The organism is Syntrophomonas sp. UBA1041 (assembly GCF_002316705.1).
GTDB lineage: Bacteria > Bacillota > Syntrophomonadia > Syntrophomonadales > Syntrophomonadaceae > DTU019.
On record NZ_DCEA01000072.1, the window covers coordinates 13,482 to 36,026 of the forward strand.

Below are 22,545 nucleotides of genomic sequence, written 5' to 3' on the forward strand. Positions count from 1 at the left end.
ACGATTGGGGGAGAAATCCATGGATAAACCGGGCTGGGATTACAAGCAGGCCGGGGTGGATATTGACGCTGCCAGCACCTCGGTGGAGATGATAAAGAAATGGGTGGGAATGACCCGGCGCCCTGAAGTGATAAATGATATCGGCGCTTTTGCAGGTTTTTTTGCCCTTGATGCGGCCAAATACCGGGAACCGGTTCTGGTATCAGGCACAGACGGGGTGGGAACCAAACTAAAAATTGCTCAGATGATGGGTATACATGATACAGTAGGAATAGATCTGGTGGCAATGTGTGTCAACGACATTCTGGTACACGGAGCTGAACCTCTGTTTTTTCTGGATTATATCGGAGTTGGGAAGCTGCAACCCCAGATGATTGAAATGCTGGTCAAAGGGGTCAGTCTGGGATGCGTTCAGGCGGGCTGTGCCCTAATAGGCGGCGAGACTGCAGAAATGCCCGGTTTCTACAGCGAAGATGAATATGACCTGGCCGGTTTCGCGGTTGGGGTGGCGGACAGACATCGCTTGATCCAGGGCAGCAGGATCGAAGACGGGGATATTCTCATCGGTTTGCCCTCATCCGGTCTTCATTCCAACGGTTTTTCCCTGGCGCGCAAAGTCCTTTTGGAGCATGCGGGTTTAAAGCTTGCCGAGCGGCCCCAGGATCTGCGGCAGACCCTGGGGGAGACCCTGTTGGCGCCTACCCGTATTTATGTGAAACCGGTTTTGGAACTGTTAAAAAAAGTGGATATACATGGCATGGCCCATATTACCGGGGGAGGGATCGTGGAAAACCTGGCGCGGGTTTTGCCTGACGGTCTGGGCGCTTCTATTAACACCAGTGCCATGGAAATACCGGCTGTATTCAGCCTGATAGCTTCTTCGGGCAGAGTGGAGAGGGATGAGATGTATCGTACCTTTAACATGGGCATCGGTTTTATTCTGGTTGTGAGTCATACCGACGCCGACCGCACCCTGGAAAGTATGCGCGAACAAGGCGAAAAGCCCCGGATCATCGGTGAGGTGAGCCGTGAAACGGGAGGGGTTCGGTTGTTATGAGACGCTTGATGGAAGCCGGAAAACTGCGCCTGGGGCTTCTGGCCTCAGGGCGGGGAAGTAATTTTGACGCCATCATGGCGGCTATTATCCGCCAGGACCTAAACGCCACTATGGCTGTGGTAATCAGCGACAGCCCCGATTCGGCCGTCTTGCAGAAGGCTTCGGTCCGCAATGTACACAACTGCTGCATCAATCCGCGTCAATTCAAAGATAAAAGCGATTATGAAAGGCATCTGGTGGAACTACTGCAATCTGAAGCGGTTAACCTGGTGGTATTAGCCGGCTATATGCGTATGGTTGGCAAGGAATTTCTGAGTGCTTTTAAGAATCGGGTGGTCAATATTCATCCTGCACTGCTGCCTGCTTTTGCAGGGCTCAATGCCCAGCGTCAGGCCATAGATTACGGTGTGAAATACAGCGGCTGCACGGTGCACCTGGTCGATGAAGGCATGGATACCGGCCCGATCCTCATGCAGGCGGTGGTGCCGGTAACCCAGGACGATGATGAAAACAGCCTGGCTACCAGGATATTAGTTGAAGAACACAAACTTTACTGGCGCTGTCTGCAGATGATCGCCGAAGGACGGGTGTGGCTGGAGGGGCGCCGCGTTTTTATACGCTGAGCCCGGAAAAAGGCCGCAGCCTAAAAGTGGGAACATAAATTACAAACATGGCTACAGTATGGGGAGCGTAAAATATTGATAACCTTAAAGGGGGCTTATTGGTGACAAAAAGGGCATTGATCAGCGTCTCTGATAAAAGCGGGTTGATTGAATTCGCTCAGGGGCTTGAAAAACTGGGTTACGAAATTATCAGCACCGGCGGGACTTTCAAGGCTCTGCAGGATGCGGGGGTGAAGGTCGTTAAAGTGGCAGAGGTTACCGGTTTCCCGGAGATATTGGACGGGCGGGTTAAAACTCTGCATCCCAAAATACACGGCGGCATACTGGCCATGAGAAACAGCCGCCACCTGGCCGAGCTGGAGCAGAATCAGATTACACCGATAGATATCGTAGCTGTGAATCTCTATCCGTTTAAGGCTACCATAAGCAAACCCGGAGTCACCCTGGAGGAGGCCATCGAAAACATTGATATTGGCGGCCCCAGCATGGTTCGTGCCGCTGCCAAGAATTACCGCGATGTGGTGATCGTGACCAAACCTGACCTTTATCCGGTTGTATTGCAGCAATTGCAGAACGGCGGAGTGGATGAAGACACCCGCTTAAAGCTGGCCCTGGAGGCCTTTCAGCACACTGCCGGTTACGACGCTGTGATCAGCGCCTACCTGGCCAAGCTGGTGGGGAGCGATCTGGCCGACACCTACGTTTGTGCCGGCGAGAAGGTCTACGGGCTGCGCTATGGAGAAAATCCCCACCAACAAGCGGCTTTCTACCGGGACATGCTGCCCGGCAGCTGCGGCCTCCCCGATGCGGAACAGCTTAACGGCAAAGAATTATCCTATAATAATATCATCGATACCCAGGCCGCCTGGGATTTGGTCAGAGAATTCCAGCAGCCGGCCTGTGTCATCATCAAACATAACAACCCATGCGGCACCGCCCTGGGCAGCAGTTTAGCCGAGGCTTATGAGCGCGCTTTTGCCGCGGATCCGGTATCGGCTTACGGGGGCATCGTTGCCTTCAACGGCCGGGTTGACCAGGAAACCGCCCAGAAGGCCGCAGCCCTCTTCATGGAGGTCATCATCGCGCCGGATTATGATCATCAGGCCCTGGAAATCTTGAAGAAAAAAACCAACCTGCGCATATTGCGTTTGGAGATAAACCCCCCTGCGTCCTGGCAGGTCAAGAGCGTGGATGGAGGCTTTATCATTCAAGAATCTGATGAGGATAATATACAGGCCAGCGACCTTAAGGTAGTGACCACGGCCCAACCCAGTCCCGAACAAATCGAGGATCTGCTTTTTGCCTGGAAGGTATGCAAGCATGTTAAATCAAATGCCATCGTTCTGGCCAAAGCAAAGCAGGCCATAGGAGTGGGGGCAGGGCAGATGAACCGTGTGGGTTCGGCTCGCATCGCCGTGGAGATGGCCGGTGACAAGGCAATAAATTCGGTCTTGGCTTCAGACGCTTTTTTCCCGTTTAAAGACACGGTAGAAATCGCGGCTGCAGGCGGAGTTAAAGCTATTATCCAACCGGGCGGATCCATCCGTGATGAAGAGAGCATTGCGGAGTGCGACAAGCACGGCATTGCCATGGTTTTTACCGGGGTCAGGCATTTTAAACACTAAGACCTATTTACACCGCCGGATTTTATGGTATCCTATTAATCTATACCAGACAGCAAAGGGAAATACCCTGCACAGATTTATGTCAACCGATCATTTGGAATAGCTGATAAGGGGGGTACGTATGGGTAAGAAGATACTGGTCATCGGTCAGGGCGGTAGGGAGCACGCCCTGGTATGGAAGCTGGCACAGAGCGCAGAGGTCGAAAAGATCTATGCCGCCCCGGGTAATCCAGGGATGGCTGGGCTGGCCGAGTGTGAGGATATCGAGATTGACGACCTCAGCGAGATCCTGTATTTCGCCTGGAGCAAACAGATTGACCTGACCGTGGTGGGCCCGGAAGTGCCACTGATGGCGGGCATAGTGGAATTATTCCATGACCATGATCTGCAGATCTTTGGACCCACCTCTGCGGCCGCTCAATTGGAGGGCAGCAAGGTATTCGCCAAAAACCTCTTGCGCAAATACAACATCCCTACCGCCGCATATGAGGCTTTCGACAGCCTGGAACCGGCTCTGGAATATGCGCGGGGCTTCATAAGAAAAGGCCGGCGGGTAGTCCTGAAGGCTGACGGGCTGGCCGCCGGCAAAGGGGTTATCATAACATCAACCGAAGCGGAGGCTGAAGCCGCCCTGATAGGCATGATGCAAGAACACCAATTCGGGGCTGCCGGTGACAAGGTGGTTATTGAAGAATTTTTGGAAGGCGAAGAGGTCAGCTTTTTTGCCATCAGTGACGGCCAAAACTACATACCCCTCATAGCCGCCCAGGATCACAAACAGGTATATGATAATGATCAAGGCCCCAATACCGGCGGCATGGGGGCTTATGTCAACCCTCCGGTTTTTACGGAAGAACTTTGTCAAGAGGTCGTAAATAAGATCATCGAACCGGTAATCGCCGCTATGCAGGCCGAGGGCTGCCCTTATCAGGGGGTATTGTACGCCGGTTTGATGATTACCGCTGACGGACCCAAAGTTCTGGAGTTTAACTGCCGTTTTGGTGATCCTGAGACCCAGGCTATTATGCCCATGCTGGCCGGCGATCTGCTGCCTTTGCTGGAGGCCTCCGCGCAGGGAAACATCAAGGATATGGAGATAGAGTTGAAGCCGGGAAACTGTGTGTGTTTGGTATTGGCCTCAGGAGGCTATCCGGAAAGCTATCAAAAAGGATTCCCTATTGAAGGACTGGAGGAAGTAGATCAGGATACCCTGGTATTTCATGCCGGCACCGCCCAAAAGTACGGGCGGATAGTAACCAACGGGGGGCGGGTTTTGAATGTGGTCAGCAGCGGGGCCACAATCCGCGAAGCTGTGGAAAAGGTCTATAAGGAAGCGGGCAAAATCCGCTTTGATCATATGCATTACCGGCGCGACATCGGGCGTAAAGCATTATTGAAGGAGGACTAAGCCGTGGTCTGGTCCAGACAGATCGCATTACGCTGGGCCGTATTGCTAATCGGGGTGGGGATGCTGTTCTTTCTTCCCACCCGCGAGTTTCTCAAGACTACCTTTATGCTGGGTGTACCTTTTGTATTTGTTCTGGGGTACATGGTCAAGCAGCGCCGTGGTTCTCTGCCGCACCTGGCGGCCCTCTTACTGCTGGCGGTTATCGGCTGCGGATATATTGTTATGCTGTACACCCTGCCGCAGCGCATAGAAGTGCGCCGTATCGTAATAGAGGGCAGCGACCTGCAGGGCCAGGGGCGGTATGAGGAAGCTATACAGCGCTACCGGGATTTGGAGGCCCTGGGCCGAACCCAGGATATGAATAAACGTATCGCCCAGGCCGAGAAAGAGGCCCATGCCGCCCAGACGCTGTCGCAGGCAGAGCAGCTCAACCAGGTCGGACAGCGCCAACAGGCCCTGGAGTTATTAAACAGTATCCCTGAAGGCACCAAGGCTGCGGCCCAGGCTGAAAAGCTAAAAAAAGAATGGGGAGGCTAGCCCGTAGTGATCACCCTGGAAGACGTCAAAAACAATCAGGCCGTACAGCGTTATATGCTGGTGGGCAATGATTATATCGGCGCCATCGGCGCCATTGAACATAGTGTCAATCATGCCGAGTTGGTTTCTCAACTGAGTCATGATATTCTGACCAAACTGGGTTTTCCGCAGCGCCAGGCGGAATTGGCGGCAATTGCCGGTTATCTGCATGATATAGGCAATCTTATCAATCGATATGGACATGGCATGTCGGGGGCTTTGATGGCCTTTCGCATTCTCCTGGATATGGGCATGGACCCTGAAGAGATCGCCATCATCATGGGAGCCATCGGCAATCATGAAGAACACGCCGGAGGCAGGAGCGTAAACAATATCGCCGCAGCATTGATTCTGGCTGACAAGTCCGACGTAAAACGCTCCCGGGTGAGAAAACGCGACTTTGCCGCTTTCACACCCCGGGACCGGGTCAATTACGCGGTTACCGACTCACATCTCGAAGTTGATGCGCAAAAAAAGATTATCAGTCTGAAAATAAGCATCGACATCGAAGTTACATCAGTAATGGAGTACTTCGAGATCTTTCTGACCAAAATGTTAATGAGCAGAAGGGCGGCGGAATATCTGGGATGTGAGTTTGAGCTGATGATAAATGACGCCAAATTATTATAGATAAAACAGGATATTGCATATACATCCGCAACACGAGGAGACAGCTATGAAAAACAGAGACGTTCCCAAGGGTTTGCGTGACATGCTGCCCGACGAGGTCAAGGTAAAAAGAAATATTGAAAAGAAAGCGGCCCGCTTATTTAGCAGTTACGGCTATCAAGAGGTTATCACTCCCACCTTTGAATTCCTGGAGGTGATTGAAAGCGGCGCCGGTAAAAATATACGCGGGGAATTGTTCCTTTTCATGGATCGCGAAGGGGGCATTCTCTCACTTCGGCCTGAGGTGACGGGTTCTATCGCCAGACTGGCCTCAACCCATCTTCGGGAAGTGCAGCTGCCCCAGCGCCTGTTTTATATCAGCAATGTATTTCGCCACGTGCAGCCCCACCTGGCCCAGTACCGCGAGTACTGGCAGGCCGGGCTTGAACTGTTAGGGGCGCCCGGACCCTGGGCGGACGCCGAGATCATCAATATCGCGGTCCGCCTCTTGCGCGACCTGGGTCTGACCCGGTTTAAAATCAGTATAAACCAGATAGGGATTTTTAACGCCTTGCTGGATGATAAAGCCTTATCAAGCGCAGAGCGCGAACAGATCCGTACCCTGGTAGAGAGCAAAGACCTGGTGGAGCTGAACCGGATCCTGGAAAATATGCGGGTAGAGGACGGATTGAAAGAGGCCATCGCCAGCCTGCCTGTTCTTCATGGCGGGCTGGAGGTCATAAAACGCATTCCCTATATAGAACGGAACCGGGCGGCTTCAGCTGCGGTTCAAGAATTGCTGCAGGTCTATGATGCCCTGGGACACTACGGGGTGCTGGATGATATTGTGATCGATCTCGGTGTGCTGCGCCGCCTGGACTATTATACCGGATTGGTTTTTGAGGGTTATTCTCCGGATTTAGGCTATGGTCTCCTGGGAGGGGGCCGCTATGACCGTTTATTGGAGCAATTCGGCTTTTCCTGCCCGGCTACCGGTTTTGCGGTGGGAATTGACCGTTTGGCCCTGGTCTTGAAATGCCGTGAGCCGGAGCCCCATCATTATCTGGTGGGTGGAACTGATCCGGGGCAGGTCTTGAAACGTTGCGGAGAACTGCGCCAGGCCGGGTTTGTGGTTGAGATGGATGTACTGGGGCGCAGCCGGGAAACCCTCCGCGAGGTGGTCGAGTCCAGGGAAAACTGGAGCCTGGAGTACCTCCATGACCAGGACCGTTTAGAAGTGACATCAGGACGGGGGGATTAACTTGGAACAGCAGTACCTAACGATTGCTTTATCAAAGGGCACTTTGTTGAAACCTACGGTGGCCCTTTTTGGAAAAGCCGGGCTGCCCGCCGAGGGTGTAAACGAAGACAGCCGCAGCATGGTGTTCGACTTTGAAGAGCCCATGATCAGATATATTATGTGCCGTCCCACCGATGTGCCCACTTATGTGGAACAAGGGGCTGCGGACCTTGGTATCGTGGGAAAAGACGTAATCGTGGAGCAGGGTAAAGATATTTTCGAGATGGTTGATCTGCAGTACGGTTACTGCCGCTTTGTGGTGGCGGTGCCGGAAGCCATGCGCTCGGCCAAACTCGCCGACCTCAATTACAAACGGGTAGCCACCAAATTCCCGGTGACAGCGGAACGGTTTTTCCGCCAGCAGGGGCTGCAGGTAGAGATTATTGAATTGCACGGCAACATAGAACTGGCCCCTCTGATGGGGCTCTCGGATATGATCGTGGACATCGTTTCCACGGGCCGCACCCTGCGTGAGAACAACCTAATTGAACTGGTAAAGATAATGGATTCAACTACCCGTTTAATCTGCAACCGGGTCAGTTATCGCACCAAATATGAGCTGATTCAACCCTTGATTGATAAACTGCAAACCCTGGTGAAAGGTGGTAATAATTAATGAAAATTAAACGGATCACAGCGCAAGACGAAACCCTGCGGCAATTTTTGGCAGCCGGCGAAGAAAGTCTGCAGGGTTACGAAGAACAGGTCAGGGCCATTGCAGAGCAGATCAAGGCTCGGGGGGATCAGGCCGTATTAGAGTATACCTGCCGCTTCGACGGCCCGGTAGACGAGTCCAATATGCTGGTCAGTGAAGATGAATTCGATGAGGCCTATGATCTGGTAGATGATGAATATCTTAATGCGATCCGCAATGCCATCGATAATATCACCGCCTTCCACAACCGCCAGTTGAAGAACTCCTGGATGGAACCGGATGAACGCGGCAATATTTTGGGACAATTGCACCGCCCTCTGCAGCGGGTTGGTATATATGTTCCAGGCGGAACCGCCGCCTACCCTTCCTCGGTGTTAATGAACGCCATTCCGGCCCAGGTGGCCGGTGTGCCCCAAATTGCCATGGTCAGTCCTCCGGACAGCAAGGGGAAAATGAACCCCTATACCCTGGTGGCGGCCTATGAGCTGGGTCTGGAAGAAGTCTACAAAATGGGGGGCGCTCAGGCTATTTTCGCTCTGGCCTGGGGAACCGGGAAGGTGCCCAAGGTCGATCTCATCAGCGGCCCCGGCAACATCTATGTAACCCTGGCCAAGAAGATGGTCTATGGGGATGTAAATATAGACATGCTGGCCGGACCCAGTGAGATTCTCATCATAGCTGACCAGCAGGCCGATCCGGCCTATGTGGCCGCCGACCTCATGTCGCAAGCCGAGCATGATGTTCTGGCCCGCAGCATTCTGGTCACACCGGATGCCGCCCTGCTGGATAAAGTGGAATCAGAGTTGGAGCGGCAGGTGATGAAACTGTCGCGGCGTGACATGATACTGGAGGCGCTGGAGAGAAACGGGGCGTTTATCATCACCCACGATATCCAGGAAGCCTGTGAAGTCGCCAATCTCATCGCTCCCGAGCATCTGGAATTGATGGTTGAGGCTCCTTTTGATCTGATCAGCCTGATACATCATGCGGGAGCAATATTTATGGGCAAGTATACCCCGGAGCCGGTAGGCGATTATTTTGCCGGGCCCAACCACATACTGCCCACCGGAGGTACAGCGCGCTTTTACTCCCCGGTGACAGTCGATACATTTACCAAGACTTCCAGCTTGATATACTACTCCCGCCAGGGTATCCAAGAAGATGCCGACCACATTATTAAACTGGCCACAGTTGAGGGACTGACGGCACATGCCAATTCGGTAAGGGTGAGGAAAGGGAGTGATTGATTATGGAAACTGTCAGGTCGGCCGAAGTGTTGAGAAAAACCAGCGAAACCGAGATTTTGCTGCAATTGGAGCTGGATGGAACCGGCAAGCATCAGGTGGATACAGAAATTCCCTTTTTCAGCCATATGCTGACCCTTTTTGCAGCCCACAGCCTGTGCGACCTGAAGGTGGCAGCCCGTGGCGATCTGGAAGTGGACGATCATCACTCGGTGGAGGATATAGGAATTTGTCTGGGGCAGGCCATCGCCCAGGCTATCGGCGCCAAACAGGGCATCAACCGTTACGGGGAAGCGACCGTGCCTATGGATGAAGCCCTGGTGAGGGTGGTTCTGGATCTTTCGGGGCGGGCCTGCCTGGTCTATGATGTAAGCCTGAACCGGTCCCAGATTGGACCTTTTGCCACTGAAAACGTGGCCGAGTTCTTTCGCGCGGTAGCCAACCACGCCGGCATGAATATACATATTGACCTTATCCGCGGGTCCAACAGCCATCATATAATCGAAGCGGTTTTCAAGGCTTTTGCCCGTGCATTTAAAGCCGCTATAACCCGCGAACCCCGAATAGAAGGGGTCTGGTCTACTAAAGGCAAACTGTAATAATCGGCGTATATTCTACAGGGGATGAGACTTTGATAACGATAATCGATTACGGCATGGGCAATCTGGGCAGTGTGCAGAATGCCCTGCACAAGTTGGGCTACAACTCGGAAATCAGCAGCGAACCCGGCAAGGTGATGGGGGCTTCCAAAGTGATCCTGCCCGGTGTAGGGGCTTTTGAGGATGCCATGGCAAACCTCACCGGCAAAGGGCTGGCTGATGCGCTCAAAGAGGTGGCAGCCCGGGAGGTGCCATTGCTGGGCATCTGTTTGGGGATGCAGCTGTTTTGCGAAGTAAGCGAAGAAAATGGGGTGCATCAGGGTTTGAACCTGGTTCCCGGGCGGGTTACGCGCTTTCAATTGCCCTCCAGTTACAAGGTGCCGCATATGGGGTGGAATCAAGTCGAACCGGTTGCTGACAGCAGGTTGTTTGCGGGTATCGACGCCGATAGCCATTTCTATTTTGTGCACTCTTACCATGTTAATCCCGGGGAGCCCAAATGGGTGGGAGCCTACTGTCAGTACGGCTACGATTTTGTATGCGCCCTGGAGCACCATAACCTGTTCGCAACCCAGTTTCATCCCGAGAAATCCGGGGAATTGGGCTTGAGGCTTTTACATAATTTCGCCCGGCTGTAGCGGTAATAAACAACCCCGGCCGGAGGTCTTCTTATTGCGGATTAAGGGAAGGCCGGCAGGGCTGTTCAGATATAATAATGACTGGCAGCGGAGGTTTAGAGTGATGATGATATATCCGGCCATCGACTTGAAAGATGGCCACTGTGTTCGCTTGGTTGAGGGGCGAGCCGATCAAAAAACAGTTTATTCCAGCGACCCCGGGCAGGTAGCCCGGGATTTTCAGGCGGCTGGAGCAGGCTATCTGCATATAGTCGACCTGGATGGGGCTTTTGAAGGCCTGCCTAAGAACCGGGCTGCCATCCGGGCTGTTGCTGCAGGGGTTGAAATCCCTTTTCAGGTGGGCGGCGGCCTGCGCGGCATAAAGGATGTGGAGCAGACCCTGAGTCTGGGGGCAGCGCGGGTTATTATTGGAACCAGGGCTGTGACCAGTCCCGATTTCGTTAAGGAATTATTGGATAGGTTCGGTCCGGAACGCATCGTCCTGGGAATAGACGCCCGGGATGGCAAGGTGGCGGTGCAGGGCTGGGTTCAAGTCTCTGATCTCGATGCGGTGGAATTCGGTCAAAGCATGCATGCCCTGGGTATTCGCACTGCGGTCTATACCGACATCAGCCGGGACGGAAAGCTTAACGGCCCTAATGTAGAGGCCATCAGAATCATGCTGGAACAGACCGGGCTGCGTATCATCGCTTCCGGGGGCGTTTCCAGTCTGGAAAATATCAAGGCCCTGCAGGCCCTGACCCCTTGGGGAATGGATGGAGCCATAGTAGGCAAGGCTTTATATGACGGCAAACTGGATCTGGGCCAGGCGCTGGCTCTGGCCAGGGCAGGCGCTTAGAGGGGGATTGGAGATGCTGGCAAAAAGGATTATCCCCTGTCTTGATGTTCACCAGGGCAGGGTGGTTAAAGGCATAAACTTCGTTGACCTGCGGGATGCCGGTGATCCGGTCAAGTTAGCCGCCTTCTATGATAAGGAAGGCGCCGATGAACTGGTTTTCCTGGACATCAGTGCTTCCCATGAACAGCGCAAAACCATGATTGAAGTGGTCAGGAATACCGCCCGGGAGGTGTTTATCCCCTTTGCCGTGGGCGGCGGCATCAGCAGTATCGATGATATACGCAGCCTGCTGACGGCCGGAGCTGATAAGGTGTCGATCAATTCGGCCGCAGTACGCGATCCGGGTCTGATTTCAGATGGGGCGCGGCGTTTTGGCAGCCAGTGCATAGTGGTGGCCATCGATGCCCGCCGCCGCAGCGAGGCGGAAGGCTGGGAGGTCTTCATCAACGGCGGTAAAATACCGACCGGGATGGATGCGCTGCAATGGGCCAGACAGGTTGAAGCCCTTGGCGCTGGAGAGATCCTCCTGACCAGCATGGATAAAGACGGCACCAAGGACGGTTATGACCTGGAATTGACAGCCGCCATCAGCGACCATGCCGGGATACCGGTCATCGCTTCGGGGGGCGCCGGCAATCTGGAGCACCTTTACGAGGCCGTGCATGACGGACACGCCGATGCGGTGTTATGCGCTTCCATTTTTCACTATCGTGAATATACCATAAGAGAGGCCAAACAATTCTTGAGGGACAAAGGAGTTGCAGTACGAAATGATTGAGCAGATCAACTTTGAAAAACAAGGCGGCCTGGTGCCGGCCGTGATTCAGGACGCCACAACCGGTCAGGTGTTAATGGTGGCCTATATGAACGAAACCGCCCTGCAGAAGACCTTGGATACGGGAAAAACCTGGTTCTTCTCCCGCAGCCGGCAGCGTTTATGGATGAAGGGCGAGACTTCCGGCCATGTACAGGAGGTCGAAGAAATCCTCTTTGACTGCGATCAGGATTGCCTGTTGATAACAGTCCGTCAGATCGGCGCGGCTTGCCATACCGGGCATTATAGCTGCTTCTACCGCAATATTGAGGGAGAAGAAGTGTTATCCCAGGTTTTTAATGTGGAGGAATGGTTTCGCCCTGGTTTGGAAGGCCCCGGAGTGCTTTTTGAATTAATTGACGTGATTCGCGAACGGCAGCTTACCATGCCGGAAAACTCCTATACCAGCTATCTGTTCAGTAAAGGTCTGGATAAAATCCTCAAAAAGATCGGCGAGGAAAGCGCCGAGGTCATCATCGCCGCCAAAAACCGGGAAAAAACCGAAGTAGTATACGAAGCCGCAGATTTAATATACCATCTCCTGGTCCTGCTGGTGGAGCAGGGAGTAGAATTGAGCGACGTTTTTGCCGAACTGAGGTCACGGCGTTAACCAGTCTGTTTGGCTCTATCCGGTTTAGGCTGGTTTTTTTTGTGTGGATAAATCTTTACTTTTCTAATGCTGTTATCCAGCATTTCTACAACTTCCAGACTTACGTTCTCCAACCCGATGCAGTCGCCTACCTGTGGGTAGCGGCCCAGGCGTTCCAGTATGAAGCCGGCCAGGGTATTGTAGGATTCATCATCGGTCACCCCGAGGTGAAACCTACCAGCGGCATCATCAATATGCATACGCCCGCTGACCAGGTAGGTGCCGTCGGCCTGCTTGACCACCTCAGGCTCTTCAGCATCGAACTCATCCTGAATATCCCCCACCAGAACCTCCAGAACATTATCCATGGTCACGATACCAGAGGTGCCTCCATATTCGTCAATCACCGCGGCGAGATGCTGGTGATTTTTCTGGAAGTCAGTCAGCAAGCGATCCAGGGGCATAAATTCCGGAACATACATGATCGGCCGGGATATATCCTGAATGCTGGCTGTGTCCGGATCCATATAGAGCAGGTCCTTGATGTGGACCAGACCGATCACCCGGTCGGGACTGCCTTCGCAAAGGGGATAACGGGTATGCTGAGTCTGCCGTGCTATCTCAATATTCTCTTTCAACTCCAGGCGGGTGTCCAGAAATACCACTTCAGTCCGGGGTACCATGATTTCCTCAGCAGTAGTCTCCTCAAACAGAAATACATTCTGTAAAAGCTCCTGTTCATTCTCGTTGATCTGCCCGCCTCTGAAACTCTCGGCGATGATCATGCGCAATTCTTCACCGCTGTGGGTCATTTCGGCCTCGCTGCTCAACTGAATACCCATCAGGCGCAAGGTCTGGTTGGCGGTTCCATTGAGCAGCAACACCGCCGGGTAGAAAAGGGTGTAAAACACCCGCATCGGTAAAGCCAGCCATAAAGAAAGGGACTCGGCCCTTTGTATCGCCAGTGATTTGGGGGCCAATTCCCCGAACACCACATGTAAAAAGGTTATAAATCCGAAAGAGACCACAAAACTGATCGTGTGAGCCAGAGCCGGTGAAATAAGCCCCCATTTATATAATACCGGGGTCAGCAGGGCGGCCACCGCCGGTTCTCCCAACCAGCCCAAACCCAGACTGGCCAGAGTGATTCCCAGCTGGCTGACTGACAGATAAGCATCCAGTTTGTCGATACAATCCTTGGCCAGCCTGGCCTGGCGGTTGCCCTCCTCAGCCAGCTGAGCCAGCCTGGTGGGACGCACTTTGACAAAGGCAAACTCGGCAGCCACAAAAATACCGTTGAGAACAACCAGCAACAGAGCCAGTGCAATTTTCAGAATAGCGTAAATCATTGCAGTGTCTATCAAATAATAATACCTCGCTTTTAAGCCTCATATTTAATATGTGCCTTCAATAAGGACCTCATGCCCATCGTCCGGCCTGTTTAAAGCAAATCATCGCTTCTTTAATTGGAAACAGATGACTTAATACCATTATAAAGGATAAAACCTCCAATTAATCCATTATTGGCACCAATAACTAAAACAAAGAATATTTTATTAAAGAAGATGGATAGCTGGTAATTATGAAAGGTGGTGGCAGAACGTGCCGGGTGAGTCATTAGCAGAATACGGTATCGCCTTTTTCGCAGTGGCGGGCTTGGTTTATCTGTTTGCCCAGATGATCGGTTTGTGGGTTCAGAGAGGAGAAAAGGCCGATATGGCCAAAACGGTCGTCGCGATAACAGAGGTGATCGAAAATAATACCGAGGCCTTAAACCGACTGGAGAATATGATCGGAGTAACTTTGACCCGGCAGGAAGCCAAGTTGGATGAGTTGGTGGCCTACGCGCGACGGGAGAAACGGTTATGAACAATAACGGAGCAGAACCCGGGTTAAACGATAAAGTCTGCGTTCCCAGCTTCTATTCACGAGCAGATGAATTCAGTTTTAAGGATCTCCTGGCGATATTTTTCTCCAGTGGATTTTTCTATATCTGTTATCAGGCTCTGGGCGACCCCCAGGCATTGGAACTGGTAAAAGCAGTCGGTTATCTGATGGCAGTAATCCTGGGTGGATATTTTGGCCAGGAAATAACCAGTACACTGGTAAAGGAAAAGCTCATGGCGCAGCGTAAGGCAGTATCTTCGCCAAAGAACGATACAAGGCCATAGGGCTACCTTTAGCTGTTTTTTAAACGGACTTATTATAAGGAGGGAGTAAAATGGACACAGCTTTAATTAATCTGGCCTATAGTTTTCTATCCCTGGTGATACCGGTGATAGCTGTTATGGTGGTGGAGCTCATTAGAAGGTATCTGGGGCTGCAGAAAATGGCTCAGGTTAACGAAGCTATCACCAATAAGAAAGCATTGGCTTTAATAGCGGTCCGTTTTGCAGAACAGACTTACCAGGATCTGCATGGAGAAGAAAAGTTTAATAAAGCGGCGTCATGGTTGGCCGAACAAGTAGACCAGTACGGGTTCAACGTTAGTGAAACCGAAATAAAAGGCCTCATTGAAGCGGCCTTGCGCCAGTTGAAGGACGAATTTGCCTCTGAATGGCATAAACAGCTGCAGTAAGGGATCACCTATTAAGAAAAAGAAAGCATTCACAACGTACTTGTTTTATTGACTTTGATCCGATTACTACATTATTATAAAATTACCAGGAAGTTGTAGCCTGGAACACCCTGGAAGTTCTGATGGCACTGAGAAAATAGGCCCGGATAAAATCTCCACACAGAGGTCGCAATGTAGTTTTTGGAAAGGCAAGTGCCGATAGATAACTGCAATGTAGGCGAGGTGTAACCGGTTTAGACCGGGAGATACTATGAATGTGTGGGAGGATCGGGTAAACCTCATCGAGGTAAACAGTATGCTTGACTGACATTGCTGTCAAGAGCACTGTTAGCAATCAGAAGCAGGCCGCAGTTGTTGCCAGACAATGCGTATCCTGGGACCGGGGTGACAAAACAAAGGAGGATCACCTCTCTTGTACAACTACACAACGTAGGAAGGCCGGCGGGCACGAGAGTGCATATGCTGGCCTTTCTATTGCCTGTTATGCCGATCGGGTTATGTGTATCAGAATAAGTTATCTCATTCGGACAGCAACAACCCGGAAGCTTATTTTATTCAGTTCTGTGAAGATGATCGCTCAGGGCTCGGCACAGTGCGGGGCCCGAACATTACATGCAGCTATAAACAGTCAAAGCGGACGGCTTGAGGGGGGCCGCCCGCTTTAACTGTTTATAGCAAAATGAAGGGTTATGGTGCTCTATGTCCGGGAACGCTCAAGTTGTTAGCGAAAGTAATTTCCCTCTGTTTGATGGGACGCAACATGCTAAGAGCCTCATGCAGAGGAGAGTAGCGCAGTAAGGCGGTAGCCAGTTCAATTGTGCCTAATACCCCGCACATGGTTCCTGCCCATCCGGTTACAATTTGACTGCCGGACAGAAAGTATAGGATTAAGCAAGCCGCATAGCGCATGATTACTTCTTTCCGATTTAACATAACGTGGTTCACCCGCTTTCTTATTCAGGTCGAAACTAAAAGAAACATAATCTTTATGCAAACTGGCGCGTGACATCTGCCAGTTCCATAAAGGCATTTTGCATGGTTGTATCCTGATACAGGTCACTTATAGCGCTATAAGTGGAAATCAGCACCCCGTTAACACAAGCTTCCAGATTTCCGGAAGGGGTTTTGCCTTTAATCGCCGACATTAATACAGCGTGGATGTGCTTTTCGAAATTTATCATTATCCTGTTAAAAAACGGCATAATCATGCGGGTTTCCTGCTCTGGCACAGGATCCTCAATAATCGGTCCGCCATTATCATAAAAATAGATCAGTAATTGATTAAGGTTGGCCAGTCTCAGCACATCAACCTGGCGCTTGCCTTCAAGCTGTTTCTCAGCTAGATCTTTACAAAGATCCTTGTCCGGCCACTGATTTAAACTAGCCAATTCGAGGTATCTGGATTCAATGTAATGCTGCAGTGTAGTGCCTAATGAATAAACATCGTTAACATTTCGGGGGCATTGGCCTATCTTGCCCAGTGTGCCGAAGACTTTGACATCAAGGCCCGGCTCCTTTTTAACCGCTACCTGTTTCGGCTTGTCAGCTGTTTTCGCGGCTGCTTGTTCCATGGCTTTCACTGATCTCCCTCCTTTCAGGTTTATTCCTGCCTGGTATGTCCAATTTCGTTGCGACATCACATCATGACGAGTTAGAATTCCGGGTTACTACCGACTGATTTGTTATTTGCCAATCAATTAAGCAATTTGCGTGCCACCTTGACATTCTTTGTGAAAGAAATAATTAAAACGAGGTGTAAAGTCCCAGATTTAGGCATTTGTCTGTGAAACCTGTAACAAGCAGATGCCATACAGAATCATCGATGGTGTAGTAAAAGTGTTGCGGATATATCCGGCCGGAACAAGCATGATACAGTTATGGAACAATAGTGACTATATCTGGCAATAAAATAACTGCTGAGTGTTTGACACCCAGCAGTCACGCGAAAAGTCTTAAGAATTAATTGTAATGGGGCAAAGTTTTAGAAGGAAGGCACACAACTGCCTGCATAGTTATCCTCCAGGAATTTCTTGACTTCTGGAGATTGCAGGGCTTTGCCAAGTTTTACGATAGCTTCTTTGTCTTTATCCGCCGGTCTCACCGCCAGAACATTGGCGAACGGTGAATCCTTGGGCTCTGAGAAAATGGCGTCGGTCACCGGATTGAGATTGCCTTCCAGGGCATAGTTGCTATTGATGACGCAGATATCAGCATCTTCAAGGGTTCTGGGCAGCATAGCCGCATCCATGGCGATGATGGCTATTTTCTTGGGATTCTCAATAATATCATTTTCAGTTGCGGTTACCCCTGCTCCCTCTTTAAGAGTGATCAATTTAGCCTGCTCCAGCACCATCAAAGCCCGGCCGCCATTAGTGGCATCATTAGGAATGCCTACTTTGGCGCCAGTGGTCAGTTCATCCAGATTCTTTATTTTCTTGGAATAGACTCCCATGGGCTCATTGTGCACCTTGACTGTCCACACTAAATCAGCATTATTCTTGGCATTGTAATCATCCAGATAAGGAATGTGCTGAAAAAAGTTGGCGTCAATTTGTCCGTCTTTCAAGGATGGATTCAATAATACATAATCTGTAAACACCTTGATTTCCAGGTCAACATTTTCCTTGGCCAACAGGGGCTTGACCACTTCCAGAATCTCGGCATGGGGTTTTGCAGTAGCCCCGACCACCAGCTTGGTTGCGGCTGGCTGCGCGTTTTTGTCACCCTCTGCTGCAGGCTGTTGATTGCTGCATCCTACCACACTGGTGAGCAGCAATAAAAGGCATGCAATAAGTATTAAGCCTCTCTTCATGTAGTTATTACCTCCTCTTGTTAATGATCCGGGCTGCCATTCCGTCACCCGCGATTTGAATACACTGAACAAATAGAATAAGTACAATGACGGTAGCCCACATGATTAAATCCTCATAACGCTGATAGCCGTAGTAATAAGCCAGCGTTCCCAATCCACCTCCTCCCACTATGCCAGCCATTGCCGAATAACCTACCAGGTTGATGGTAGTTATGGCGACTCCTAGAATAATAGAGGGCATGGCTTCAGGGATCAACACCTTGCTGATGACCTGCCAGGCATTGGCTCCCATTGACACAGCCGCCTCAATCAATCCCCAATGAATCTCCTTCAAGGAGGTTTCCACCATGCGTGCTACAAAAGGTATTGCGGCCAGGGTCAGCGGCACCATGGAGGCGACCGTACCTATAGGGGTTCCCACCACCAGGCGGGTAAAGGGGATTACCAGGATTAAGAAAATGATGAAGGGTATAGAACGAGTAGCATTAACAATAACGCCCAGAATATAATTGACCCATTTATTCTCCAGAACATGGCCCGCCTCAGTGGTAACCAGAATCACTCCCAGGGGCAAACCCAGCAGATAGCTGAGAGCGGTGGATATCAACACCATATACATCGTTTCCCAGGTGGCTGTCAGCAGTTTTTCCGCGATCCAGGAGTTTTCAGCCCAAAAGGTGTTTAACACCGTATTGGCAGTTAAACCGAATGCATACATCATCATTTATAACACCTCTATATCCAGACCGTTATTTTGCAGGAACTGCATGGATTGATGTACCCCTTCCCGGGATCCTATCAATTCCAGGGTCAGGTGCCCAAAGGGAACATCCTTGACCCGGTCGATATTGCCGTGCAATATGTTGGCATCCACATCAAACCTCTTAATCATGGCTGAAATAATGGGATCACCGGCGGAAGCCCCGATAAAAGAAACCCTGATCAGTTTGGAAAACTTGCTGCCGTGTTCTTTCAAGAGATCATGTTTATATTCTTCAGGGTCATCTTTATTAATGATGGCCTTGATAAAGCTTTGCGAGGTCGGGGTGCCGGGATTGGAGAAAATGGACAGCACGTCGCCCACTTCCTCGATCCTGGAATTATTGATCACCGCTACCCGGTCGCAGATCTGCTTGATTACGTTCATATCATGGGTGATCAACAGGATGGTGAGGTTAAGCTGTTGGTTTATATCCTTCAAGAGCTTCAATATGGAACGGGTGGTTTGCGGGTCCAGTGCCGAGGTAGCCTCATCGGACAATAGAATTTTGGGGTCATTGGCTAAGGCCCGGGCTATGCCGACCCGCTGTTTCTGACCGCCGCTAAGCTGATCCGGATAAACCTTAGCCTTATCGACAAGACCCACCATCTCCAAAAGCTGGTTGACTCTGTCCCGGGCTGCTTTGGCGGGAACCTGGGCAATCTCCAGAGGGAACATGATATTGTCGAAAACAGTCCGGGAAGAGAGCAAATTAAACTGCTGAAAAATGATGCCGATCTTCTGCCGGGCTGCCCGCAGTTCTTTCTGTTTTAAAGCGGTGATATCCTGGCCGTCCACTATTATTGAACCCTGAGTAGGCTTTTCCAGCATGTTTATGCACCTGATCAAAGTGCTTTTTCCAGCACCGCTCAAGCCGATGATACCGAAAATTTCTCCCCGATTTACAGATAAGCTCACATCATCTAAAGCCACTATGTCTTGATGAGCGGTATGATATATCTTGGCTAGATTCTTGATCTCAATCAAAAAGACGTCCTCCCAACAAACAAAAGGCCTCTTTGTCTAATGCAAAGAGGCAAGATGACTAATTCTCATGCTTATCTGCCAGACATTTCATCTGCAGGAGTTAGCACCATTGCCATTAATTGGCTGGTTGCCGGGCGTCATAGGGCCTGTCCCTCGGCCGCTCTGGATAAGAATAATTATGTGCTTATTTTAAACTCAATTAATCTTAGCATAGCGGTCTTTATCGCGTCAATGAACCTGGGCATACTGTGTGCAGGAATGCTGGTTTTTCACGGTCTGAACATAACCGCTCCGGCTCGCGATAAGAGCTGGGCCTAAACAACCGGTGCTTCAATCCCGGCTATCTATATAATGAATATCAAAAAGCCGGCCCTGAAGAAAAAGCGGGCCGTCTTGCTGCATTTATCATTAGAATCAAAAAAAGGAGGCTCTCCTCCTTTCTATTTCCATGGTGCGGATGAAGGGACTCGAACCCCCACGGTGTTACCCGCCAGATCCTAAGTCTGGTGCGTCTGCCAATTCCGCCACATCCGCAGATTAATTTGTACCTGAGTATTATACCTTGATTGTGCATTTATTTCAACTGAAGCCCTTTAAGGCGGTCATATAATGGCGACCGGCTCCAAAACGCTCGGACCTCTTCCAATTCGGCCGCGGATATTAAAGTGCTAACATATAATGCTGATTGGCATTTTGTCAAGATATTTTTTGCCGGGGCATTTGCATTAAGCCAGGATATGTCTATAATTAAAAGTGATATAGTTTCCAGGAATAATAAAAGGAAAGGAGAGAAAAGTGAATATTTGGATTACGCTGTCTCCCATTGTGGTGGTTTTGATCGCAGCCATCTACTTCTTTTATGCGGTTCGCAAGCGTGATAAGAAGAACGAGATCAAGAAGCAGATCATGGCCAGCGGAGACAGAGGCGAGCACAAGGTTCGCGCGGTTATGGGCAGCCTGGAAAGCCCAAAATCTAGGTATCAGGTTTTTCACAACATCAGACTGGGTCCTGATTCGGAACACACGAATGAATATGACACAGTAGTTGTCGGCCCTAATGGAATATTTCATATCGAGACCAAAAACTATGGTGGCGAACGGGGCGGAATTATCGACATCGACAGCAAAGACAACTGGATTCTTCACAAGAAGAGTGGCTATTCAAAAATGATAACTAATCCGATAGGCCAGGTTGATTCACACGAATACAGACTGCGCGGATTTTTAATGAAGGTAGTAGGAGTTAAGAATCTACCCACTCAGGGTATCATCGTCCTATCCTGCGACAATATCACTTTACGGCAGAATCAGAAAAAGAAGCTAGAAGTCCCGATTCTAGGCCGGCATCAACTGGTGGACTATATCAAGAATTACCGGCAGGGGAGTGTGGTAATATACCCCCGCACTATAAAAAAGATATGTCGCAAGATAGAGAGCATGAATCAGATGGCTAAAGCCAATTAGGTATTGCAGGCTATTACATAATGACCTGCAGCACAGCCGCTTGGTAGGGCGGTAGTTTCTTAAACAAATCTGGGTTCACCGCTAGCAGCAGCCTGACCCATGAGGTCAAAAGCGGTGGATTGGAAAAAAGTTGTGGATTAGCAACAGAATAATCCGAGGGGAGAGAGTACTCTCCCCTTTTTTTGCGCTCAGAATGAATGACCGCGGTTCTGGATAATCTAAATTTATAATCAAGCTGATTTTATTGGAAAACCTGTATAATGAGGTGACCTTATGAGAACCTGCCGTTATTATAAACCTGCAATCCTGCTGTTGTTATTGCTATTCATGACTGCTATGGCCGGTTGTTCTAAAAAGGGGGCGGAACAGAAGCCGCAGGGGGAAAACACTCAAACTGAAACTAAAGAGCCTGAAAGCTTCGCCCAGATTGTGAACGAGACCGATGCTCTGATCATGACCATTGGCCAAAAAGTAAATTTTGTCGAGATGCCGGCCCAGCAACAACAGCAGGGCGGGCAGACTGCCGCCGGTTCGCAGCCGATGCAACAGCAAGGCCAGCAGGATCAGCAGCAGGCAGGGCAACAGGGACAAGAGCAGGGCACCCAGCAGAGCGGTCAGCAAAATCAGGAACAGCAGCAACAAAACGGCCAGCAACAGCAGCAGCAACAACAGGGTCAACAGGGACAGCAGCAAGACCAACAGCAGCAAGGACAGCAAAACAACCGCCAACAATCAACTGTTCAGGCCAACCAACAGAGTACGAATAATTGGACAAAAGAACAAGAAAGCATCAAAAAAATCAATCAACAGTGGAACAGCCTGGAGCCGGAAGCTATAAGAGCGGGATTGAATCCGGAAATCAGAGATAAGTTTGAAAAAACCATGGAAGAACTCACCATGAATATCAGCGACCGGAAGGCGAAAGAAAGTCTGCTGGGCGCAATAGAGTTATACCACTCCTATTCAGATATGGCTGCGGTGCTTAAATCCAAATTACCTCCGCCGTATTATCGCGTGAAATATGAAGTTATGATGACCGCAGCCCTTGCCAATGGATTGCAATGGGATGCGGCCCAGCCGCATGCCAGCAGCCTGACCCAGCAATGGGAGATGCTGAAGATGAAGGATGAAGGCAAGAATAGCGAAACTTTCACCAAAACTGAGTATGCTCTGACAGATGTAAAGCGTGCGGTTGAACTGAAACAAAAACAGCTGGTGTTGATAAAAACCGAGATCGCCATGCAAAACCTGGAGGATTTGAGGAAAAAGCTCACTGATAATAAAGGAGGGGGCCAGAATGGCGGTCAGAGCTCAGCACAACAAAGCCAGTAGCCCGAGCAGGGTCCGGGACAATAAATAAGCCCGGGCT

Annotated in this window: 25 protein-coding genes, 1 tRNA gene and 1 riboswitch; of the genes, 19 read left to right on the forward strand and 7 right to left on the reverse strand. The window is 50.6% G+C overall.

Annotated elements, in window-relative coordinates:
* Positions 1-19 precede the first annotated feature (19 nt).
* From purM to hisIE, 14 genes are all read left to right on the forward strand, one after another.
* Complete coding sequence (gene purM, locus B2633_RS11340) at positions 20-1,057, forward strand: phosphoribosylformylglycinamidine cyclo-ligase (RefSeq protein ID WP_483170775.1); 1,038 nt, start codon at positions 20-22, stop codon at positions 1,055-1,057.
* Positions 1,054-1,680 (forward strand): phosphoribosylglycinamide formyltransferase, encoded by a 627-nt coding sequence (purN, locus tag B2633_RS11345; protein WP_483170776.1) that lies wholly within the window; start codon positions 1,054-1,056, stop codon positions 1,678-1,680. The genes purM and purN overlap by 4 nt, the downstream gene beginning before the upstream one ends.
* A 101-nt stretch (positions 1,681-1,781) precedes the next feature.
* A complete protein-coding gene (purH, locus tag B2633_RS11350; protein WP_483170777.1) occupies positions 1,782-3,305 on the forward strand; it encodes a bifunctional phosphoribosylaminoimidazolecarboxamide formyltransferase/IMP cyclohydrolase in 1,524 nt (507 codons plus the stop codon).
* A 121-nt stretch (positions 3,306-3,426) separates the two neighbouring features.
* Positions 3,427-4,713 (forward strand): phosphoribosylamine--glycine ligase, encoded by a 1,287-nt coding sequence (gene purD, locus B2633_RS11355; protein ID WP_483170778.1) that lies wholly within the window; start codon positions 3,427-3,429, stop codon positions 4,711-4,713.
* 3 nt (positions 4,714-4,716) lie between these two features.
* Positions 4,717-5,250, forward strand: coding sequence for a hypothetical protein (locus B2633_RS11360; protein ID WP_483170780.1), 534 nt, complete (start codon positions 4,717-4,719; stop codon positions 5,248-5,250).
* A 6-nt stretch (positions 5,251-5,256) separates the two neighbouring features.
* A complete protein-coding gene (locus B2633_RS11365; RefSeq protein ID WP_483170781.1) occupies positions 5,257-5,919 on the forward strand; it encodes an HD domain-containing protein in 663 nt (220 codons plus the stop codon).
* A 46-nt stretch (positions 5,920-5,965) separates the two neighbouring features.
* Positions 5,966-7,159 carry an ATP phosphoribosyltransferase regulatory subunit gene (hisZ, locus tag B2633_RS11370; protein WP_483170783.1) on the forward strand — a complete coding sequence of 398 codons (1,194 nt, stop codon included), beginning with the start codon at positions 5,966-5,968 and terminating at the stop codon, positions 7,157-7,159.
* 1 nt (position 7,160) lies between these two features.
* Positions 7,161-7,814, forward strand: coding sequence for an ATP phosphoribosyltransferase (hisG, locus tag B2633_RS11375; RefSeq protein ID WP_483170784.1), 654 nt, complete (start codon positions 7,161-7,163; stop codon positions 7,812-7,814).
* Entirely contained in the window at positions 7,814-9,100 is a 1,287-nt protein-coding gene (hisD, locus tag B2633_RS11380) for a histidinol dehydrogenase (RefSeq protein WP_483170785.1), read from the forward strand. The genes hisG and hisD overlap by 1 nt, the downstream gene beginning before the upstream one ends.
* A gap of 2 nt (positions 9,101-9,102) precedes the next feature.
* The gene (gene hisB / locus B2633_RS11385; protein WP_483170786.1) at positions 9,103-9,696 is read left to right on the forward strand and encodes an imidazoleglycerol-phosphate dehydratase HisB; all 594 of its coding nucleotides are present in this window, start codon (positions 9,103-9,105) and stop codon (positions 9,694-9,696) included.
* Between the two features lie 32 nt (positions 9,697-9,728).
* Positions 9,729-10,334, forward strand: a complete 606-nt coding sequence (gene hisH / locus B2633_RS11390) for an imidazole glycerol phosphate synthase subunit HisH (protein WP_483170787.1) — start codon at positions 9,729-9,731, stop codon at positions 10,332-10,334.
* Positions 10,335-10,437: 103 nt separating this feature from the next.
* Complete coding sequence (hisA, locus tag B2633_RS11395) at positions 10,438-11,172, forward strand: 1-(5-phosphoribosyl)-5-[(5-phosphoribosylamino)methylideneamino]imidazole-4-carboxamide isomerase (protein ID WP_483170788.1); 735 nt, start codon at positions 10,438-10,440, stop codon at positions 11,170-11,172.
* 13 nt (positions 11,173-11,185) lie between these two features.
* Positions 11,186-11,950 carry an imidazole glycerol phosphate synthase subunit HisF gene (gene hisF, locus B2633_RS11400; RefSeq protein WP_483170789.1) on the forward strand — a complete coding sequence of 255 codons (765 nt, stop codon included), beginning with the start codon at positions 11,186-11,188 and terminating at the stop codon, positions 11,948-11,950.
* A complete protein-coding gene (hisIE, locus tag B2633_RS11405; protein WP_483170790.1) occupies positions 11,943-12,596 on the forward strand; it encodes a bifunctional phosphoribosyl-AMP cyclohydrolase/phosphoribosyl-ATP diphosphatase HisIE in 654 nt (217 codons plus the stop codon). Before hisF ends, hisIE begins: the two co-directional genes overlap by 8 nt.
* Here the strand turns inward: hisIE and B2633_RS11410 are convergent.
* Positions 12,593-13,924 (reverse strand): hemolysin family protein, encoded by a 1,332-nt coding sequence (locus tag B2633_RS11410; RefSeq protein WP_483170791.1) that lies wholly within the window; start codon positions 13,922-13,924, stop codon positions 12,593-12,595. The two genes, hisIE and B2633_RS11410, sit on opposite strands and share 4 nt — an antisense overlap.
* Positions 13,925-14,177: 253 nt before the next feature.
* Here B2633_RS11410 and B2633_RS11415 point away from each other — a divergent pair, with 253 nt between their 5' ends.
* Genes B2633_RS11415 through B2633_RS11425 form a run of 3 tightly spaced genes read left to right on the forward strand, consistent with a single transcriptional unit; the run spans position 14,178 to position 15,153 of the window.
* Positions 14,178-14,444: a hypothetical protein gene (locus tag B2633_RS11415; RefSeq protein WP_483170793.1), complete on the forward strand. Its 267-nt coding sequence runs from the start codon at positions 14,178-14,180 to the stop codon at positions 14,442-14,444.
* On the forward strand, positions 14,441-14,746 hold the full coding sequence (locus tag B2633_RS11420) for a hypothetical protein (RefSeq protein ID WP_483170794.1): 306 nt from the start codon (positions 14,441-14,443) through the stop codon (positions 14,744-14,746). The genes B2633_RS11415 and B2633_RS11420 overlap by 4 nt, the downstream gene beginning before the upstream one ends.
* A 50-nt stretch (positions 14,747-14,796) precedes the next feature.
* Positions 14,797-15,153, forward strand: coding sequence for a phage holin (locus B2633_RS11425; protein WP_483170795.1), 357 nt, complete (start codon positions 14,797-14,799; stop codon positions 15,151-15,153).
* Positions 15,154-15,840: 687 nt separating this feature from the next.
* On the opposite strand, the gene B2633_RS11430 is transcribed toward B2633_RS11425, so the two are convergent.
* From B2633_RS11430 to B2633_RS11455, 6 genes are all read right to left on the reverse strand, one after another.
* Entirely contained in the window at positions 15,841-16,086 is a 246-nt protein-coding gene (locus B2633_RS11430; RefSeq protein WP_483170797.1) for a hypothetical protein, read from the reverse strand.
* Between the two features lie 53 nt (positions 16,087-16,139).
* The gene (locus B2633_RS11435) at positions 16,140-16,733 is read right to left on the reverse strand and encodes a hypothetical protein (RefSeq protein WP_483170798.1); all 594 of its coding nucleotides are present in this window, start codon (positions 16,731-16,733) and stop codon (positions 16,140-16,142) included.
* A gap of 401 nt (positions 16,734-17,134) precedes the next feature.
* Entirely contained in the window at positions 17,135-17,965 is an 831-nt protein-coding gene (locus B2633_RS11440; protein WP_483170799.1) for a MetQ/NlpA family ABC transporter substrate-binding protein, read from the reverse strand.
* A gap of 7 nt (positions 17,966-17,972) precedes the next feature.
* On the reverse strand, positions 17,973-18,686 hold the full coding sequence (locus tag B2633_RS11445; protein ID WP_483170835.1) for a methionine ABC transporter permease: 714 nt from the start codon (positions 18,684-18,686) through the stop codon (positions 17,973-17,975).
* 3 nt (positions 18,687-18,689) lie between these two features.
* Positions 18,690-19,712, reverse strand: a complete 1,023-nt coding sequence (locus B2633_RS11450) for a methionine ABC transporter ATP-binding protein (protein WP_481037797.1) — start codon at positions 19,710-19,712, stop codon at positions 18,690-18,692.
* Positions 19,713-19,780: 68 nt separating this feature from the next.
* A riboswitch (SAM riboswitch) is annotated at positions 19,781-19,885 on the reverse strand.
* Between the two features lie 276 nt (positions 19,886-20,161).
* Positions 20,162-20,246: transfer RNA gene (locus tag B2633_RS11455), tRNA-Leu, on the reverse strand.
* Between the two features lie 261 nt (positions 20,247-20,507).
* Between B2633_RS11455 and B2633_RS11460 the strand changes: the two genes are divergently transcribed.
* On the forward strand, positions 20,508-21,176 hold the full coding sequence (locus B2633_RS11460) for a nuclease-related domain-containing protein (protein WP_481037799.1): 669 nt from the start codon (positions 20,508-20,510) through the stop codon (positions 21,174-21,176).
* A 273-nt stretch (positions 21,177-21,449) separates the two neighbouring features.
* The gene (locus B2633_RS11465) at positions 21,450-22,508 is read left to right on the forward strand and encodes a hypothetical protein (RefSeq protein WP_483170800.1); all 1,059 of its coding nucleotides are present in this window, start codon (positions 21,450-21,452) and stop codon (positions 22,506-22,508) included.
* The last annotated feature ends 37 nt before the right edge of the window (positions 22,509-22,545 follow it).

Bases quoted from the DNA above. Each gene is read 5' to 3' on its own strand.
- purM (WP_483170775.1), top strand. From the start codon at position 20: ATGGATAAACCGGGCTGGGATTACAAGCAGGCCGGGGTGGATATTGAC.
- purN (WP_483170776.1), top strand. From the start codon at position 1,054: ATGAGACGCTTGATGGAAGCCGGAAAACTGCGCCTGGGGCTTCTGGCC.
- purD (WP_483170778.1), top strand. From the start codon at position 3,427: ATGGGTAAGAAGATACTGGTCATCGGTCAGGGCGGTAGGGAGCACGCC.
- hisZ (WP_483170783.1), top strand. From the start codon at position 5,966: ATGAAAAACAGAGACGTTCCCAAGGGTTTGCGTGACATGCTGCCCGAC.
- hisD (WP_483170785.1), top strand. From the start codon at position 7,814: ATGAAAATTAAACGGATCACAGCGCAAGACGAAACCCTGCGGCAATTT.
- hisB (WP_483170786.1), top strand. From the start codon at position 9,103: ATGGAAACTGTCAGGTCGGCCGAAGTGTTGAGAAAAACCAGCGAAACC.
- hisA (WP_483170788.1), top strand. From the start codon at position 10,438: ATGATGATATATCCGGCCATCGACTTGAAAGATGGCCACTGTGTTCGC.
- hisF (WP_483170789.1), top strand. From the start codon at position 11,186: ATGCTGGCAAAAAGGATTATCCCCTGTCTTGATGTTCACCAGGGCAGG.
- hisIE (WP_483170790.1), top strand. From the start codon at position 11,943: ATGATTGAGCAGATCAACTTTGAAAAACAAGGCGGCCTGGTGCCGGCC.
- B2633_RS11410 (WP_483170791.1), bottom strand. From the start codon at position 13,924: ATGATTTACGCTATTCTGAAAATTGCACTGGCTCTGTTGCTGGTTGTT.
- B2633_RS11420 (WP_483170794.1), top strand. From the start codon at position 14,441: ATGAACAATAACGGAGCAGAACCCGGGTTAAACGATAAAGTCTGCGTT.
- B2633_RS11425 (WP_483170795.1), top strand. From the start codon at position 14,797: ATGGACACAGCTTTAATTAATCTGGCCTATAGTTTTCTATCCCTGGTG.
- B2633_RS11430 (WP_483170797.1), bottom strand. From the start codon at position 16,086: ATGTTAAATCGGAAAGAAGTAATCATGCGCTATGCGGCTTGCTTAATC.
- B2633_RS11440 (WP_483170799.1), bottom strand. From the start codon at position 17,965: ATGAAGAGAGGCTTAATACTTATTGCATGCCTTTTATTGCTGCTCACC.
- B2633_RS11445 (WP_483170835.1), bottom strand. From the start codon at position 18,686: ATGATGTATGCATTCGGTTTAACTGCCAATACGGTGTTAAACACCTTT.
- B2633_RS11465 (WP_483170800.1), top strand. From the start codon at position 21,450: ATGAGAACCTGCCGTTATTATAAACCTGCAATCCTGCTGTTGTTATTG.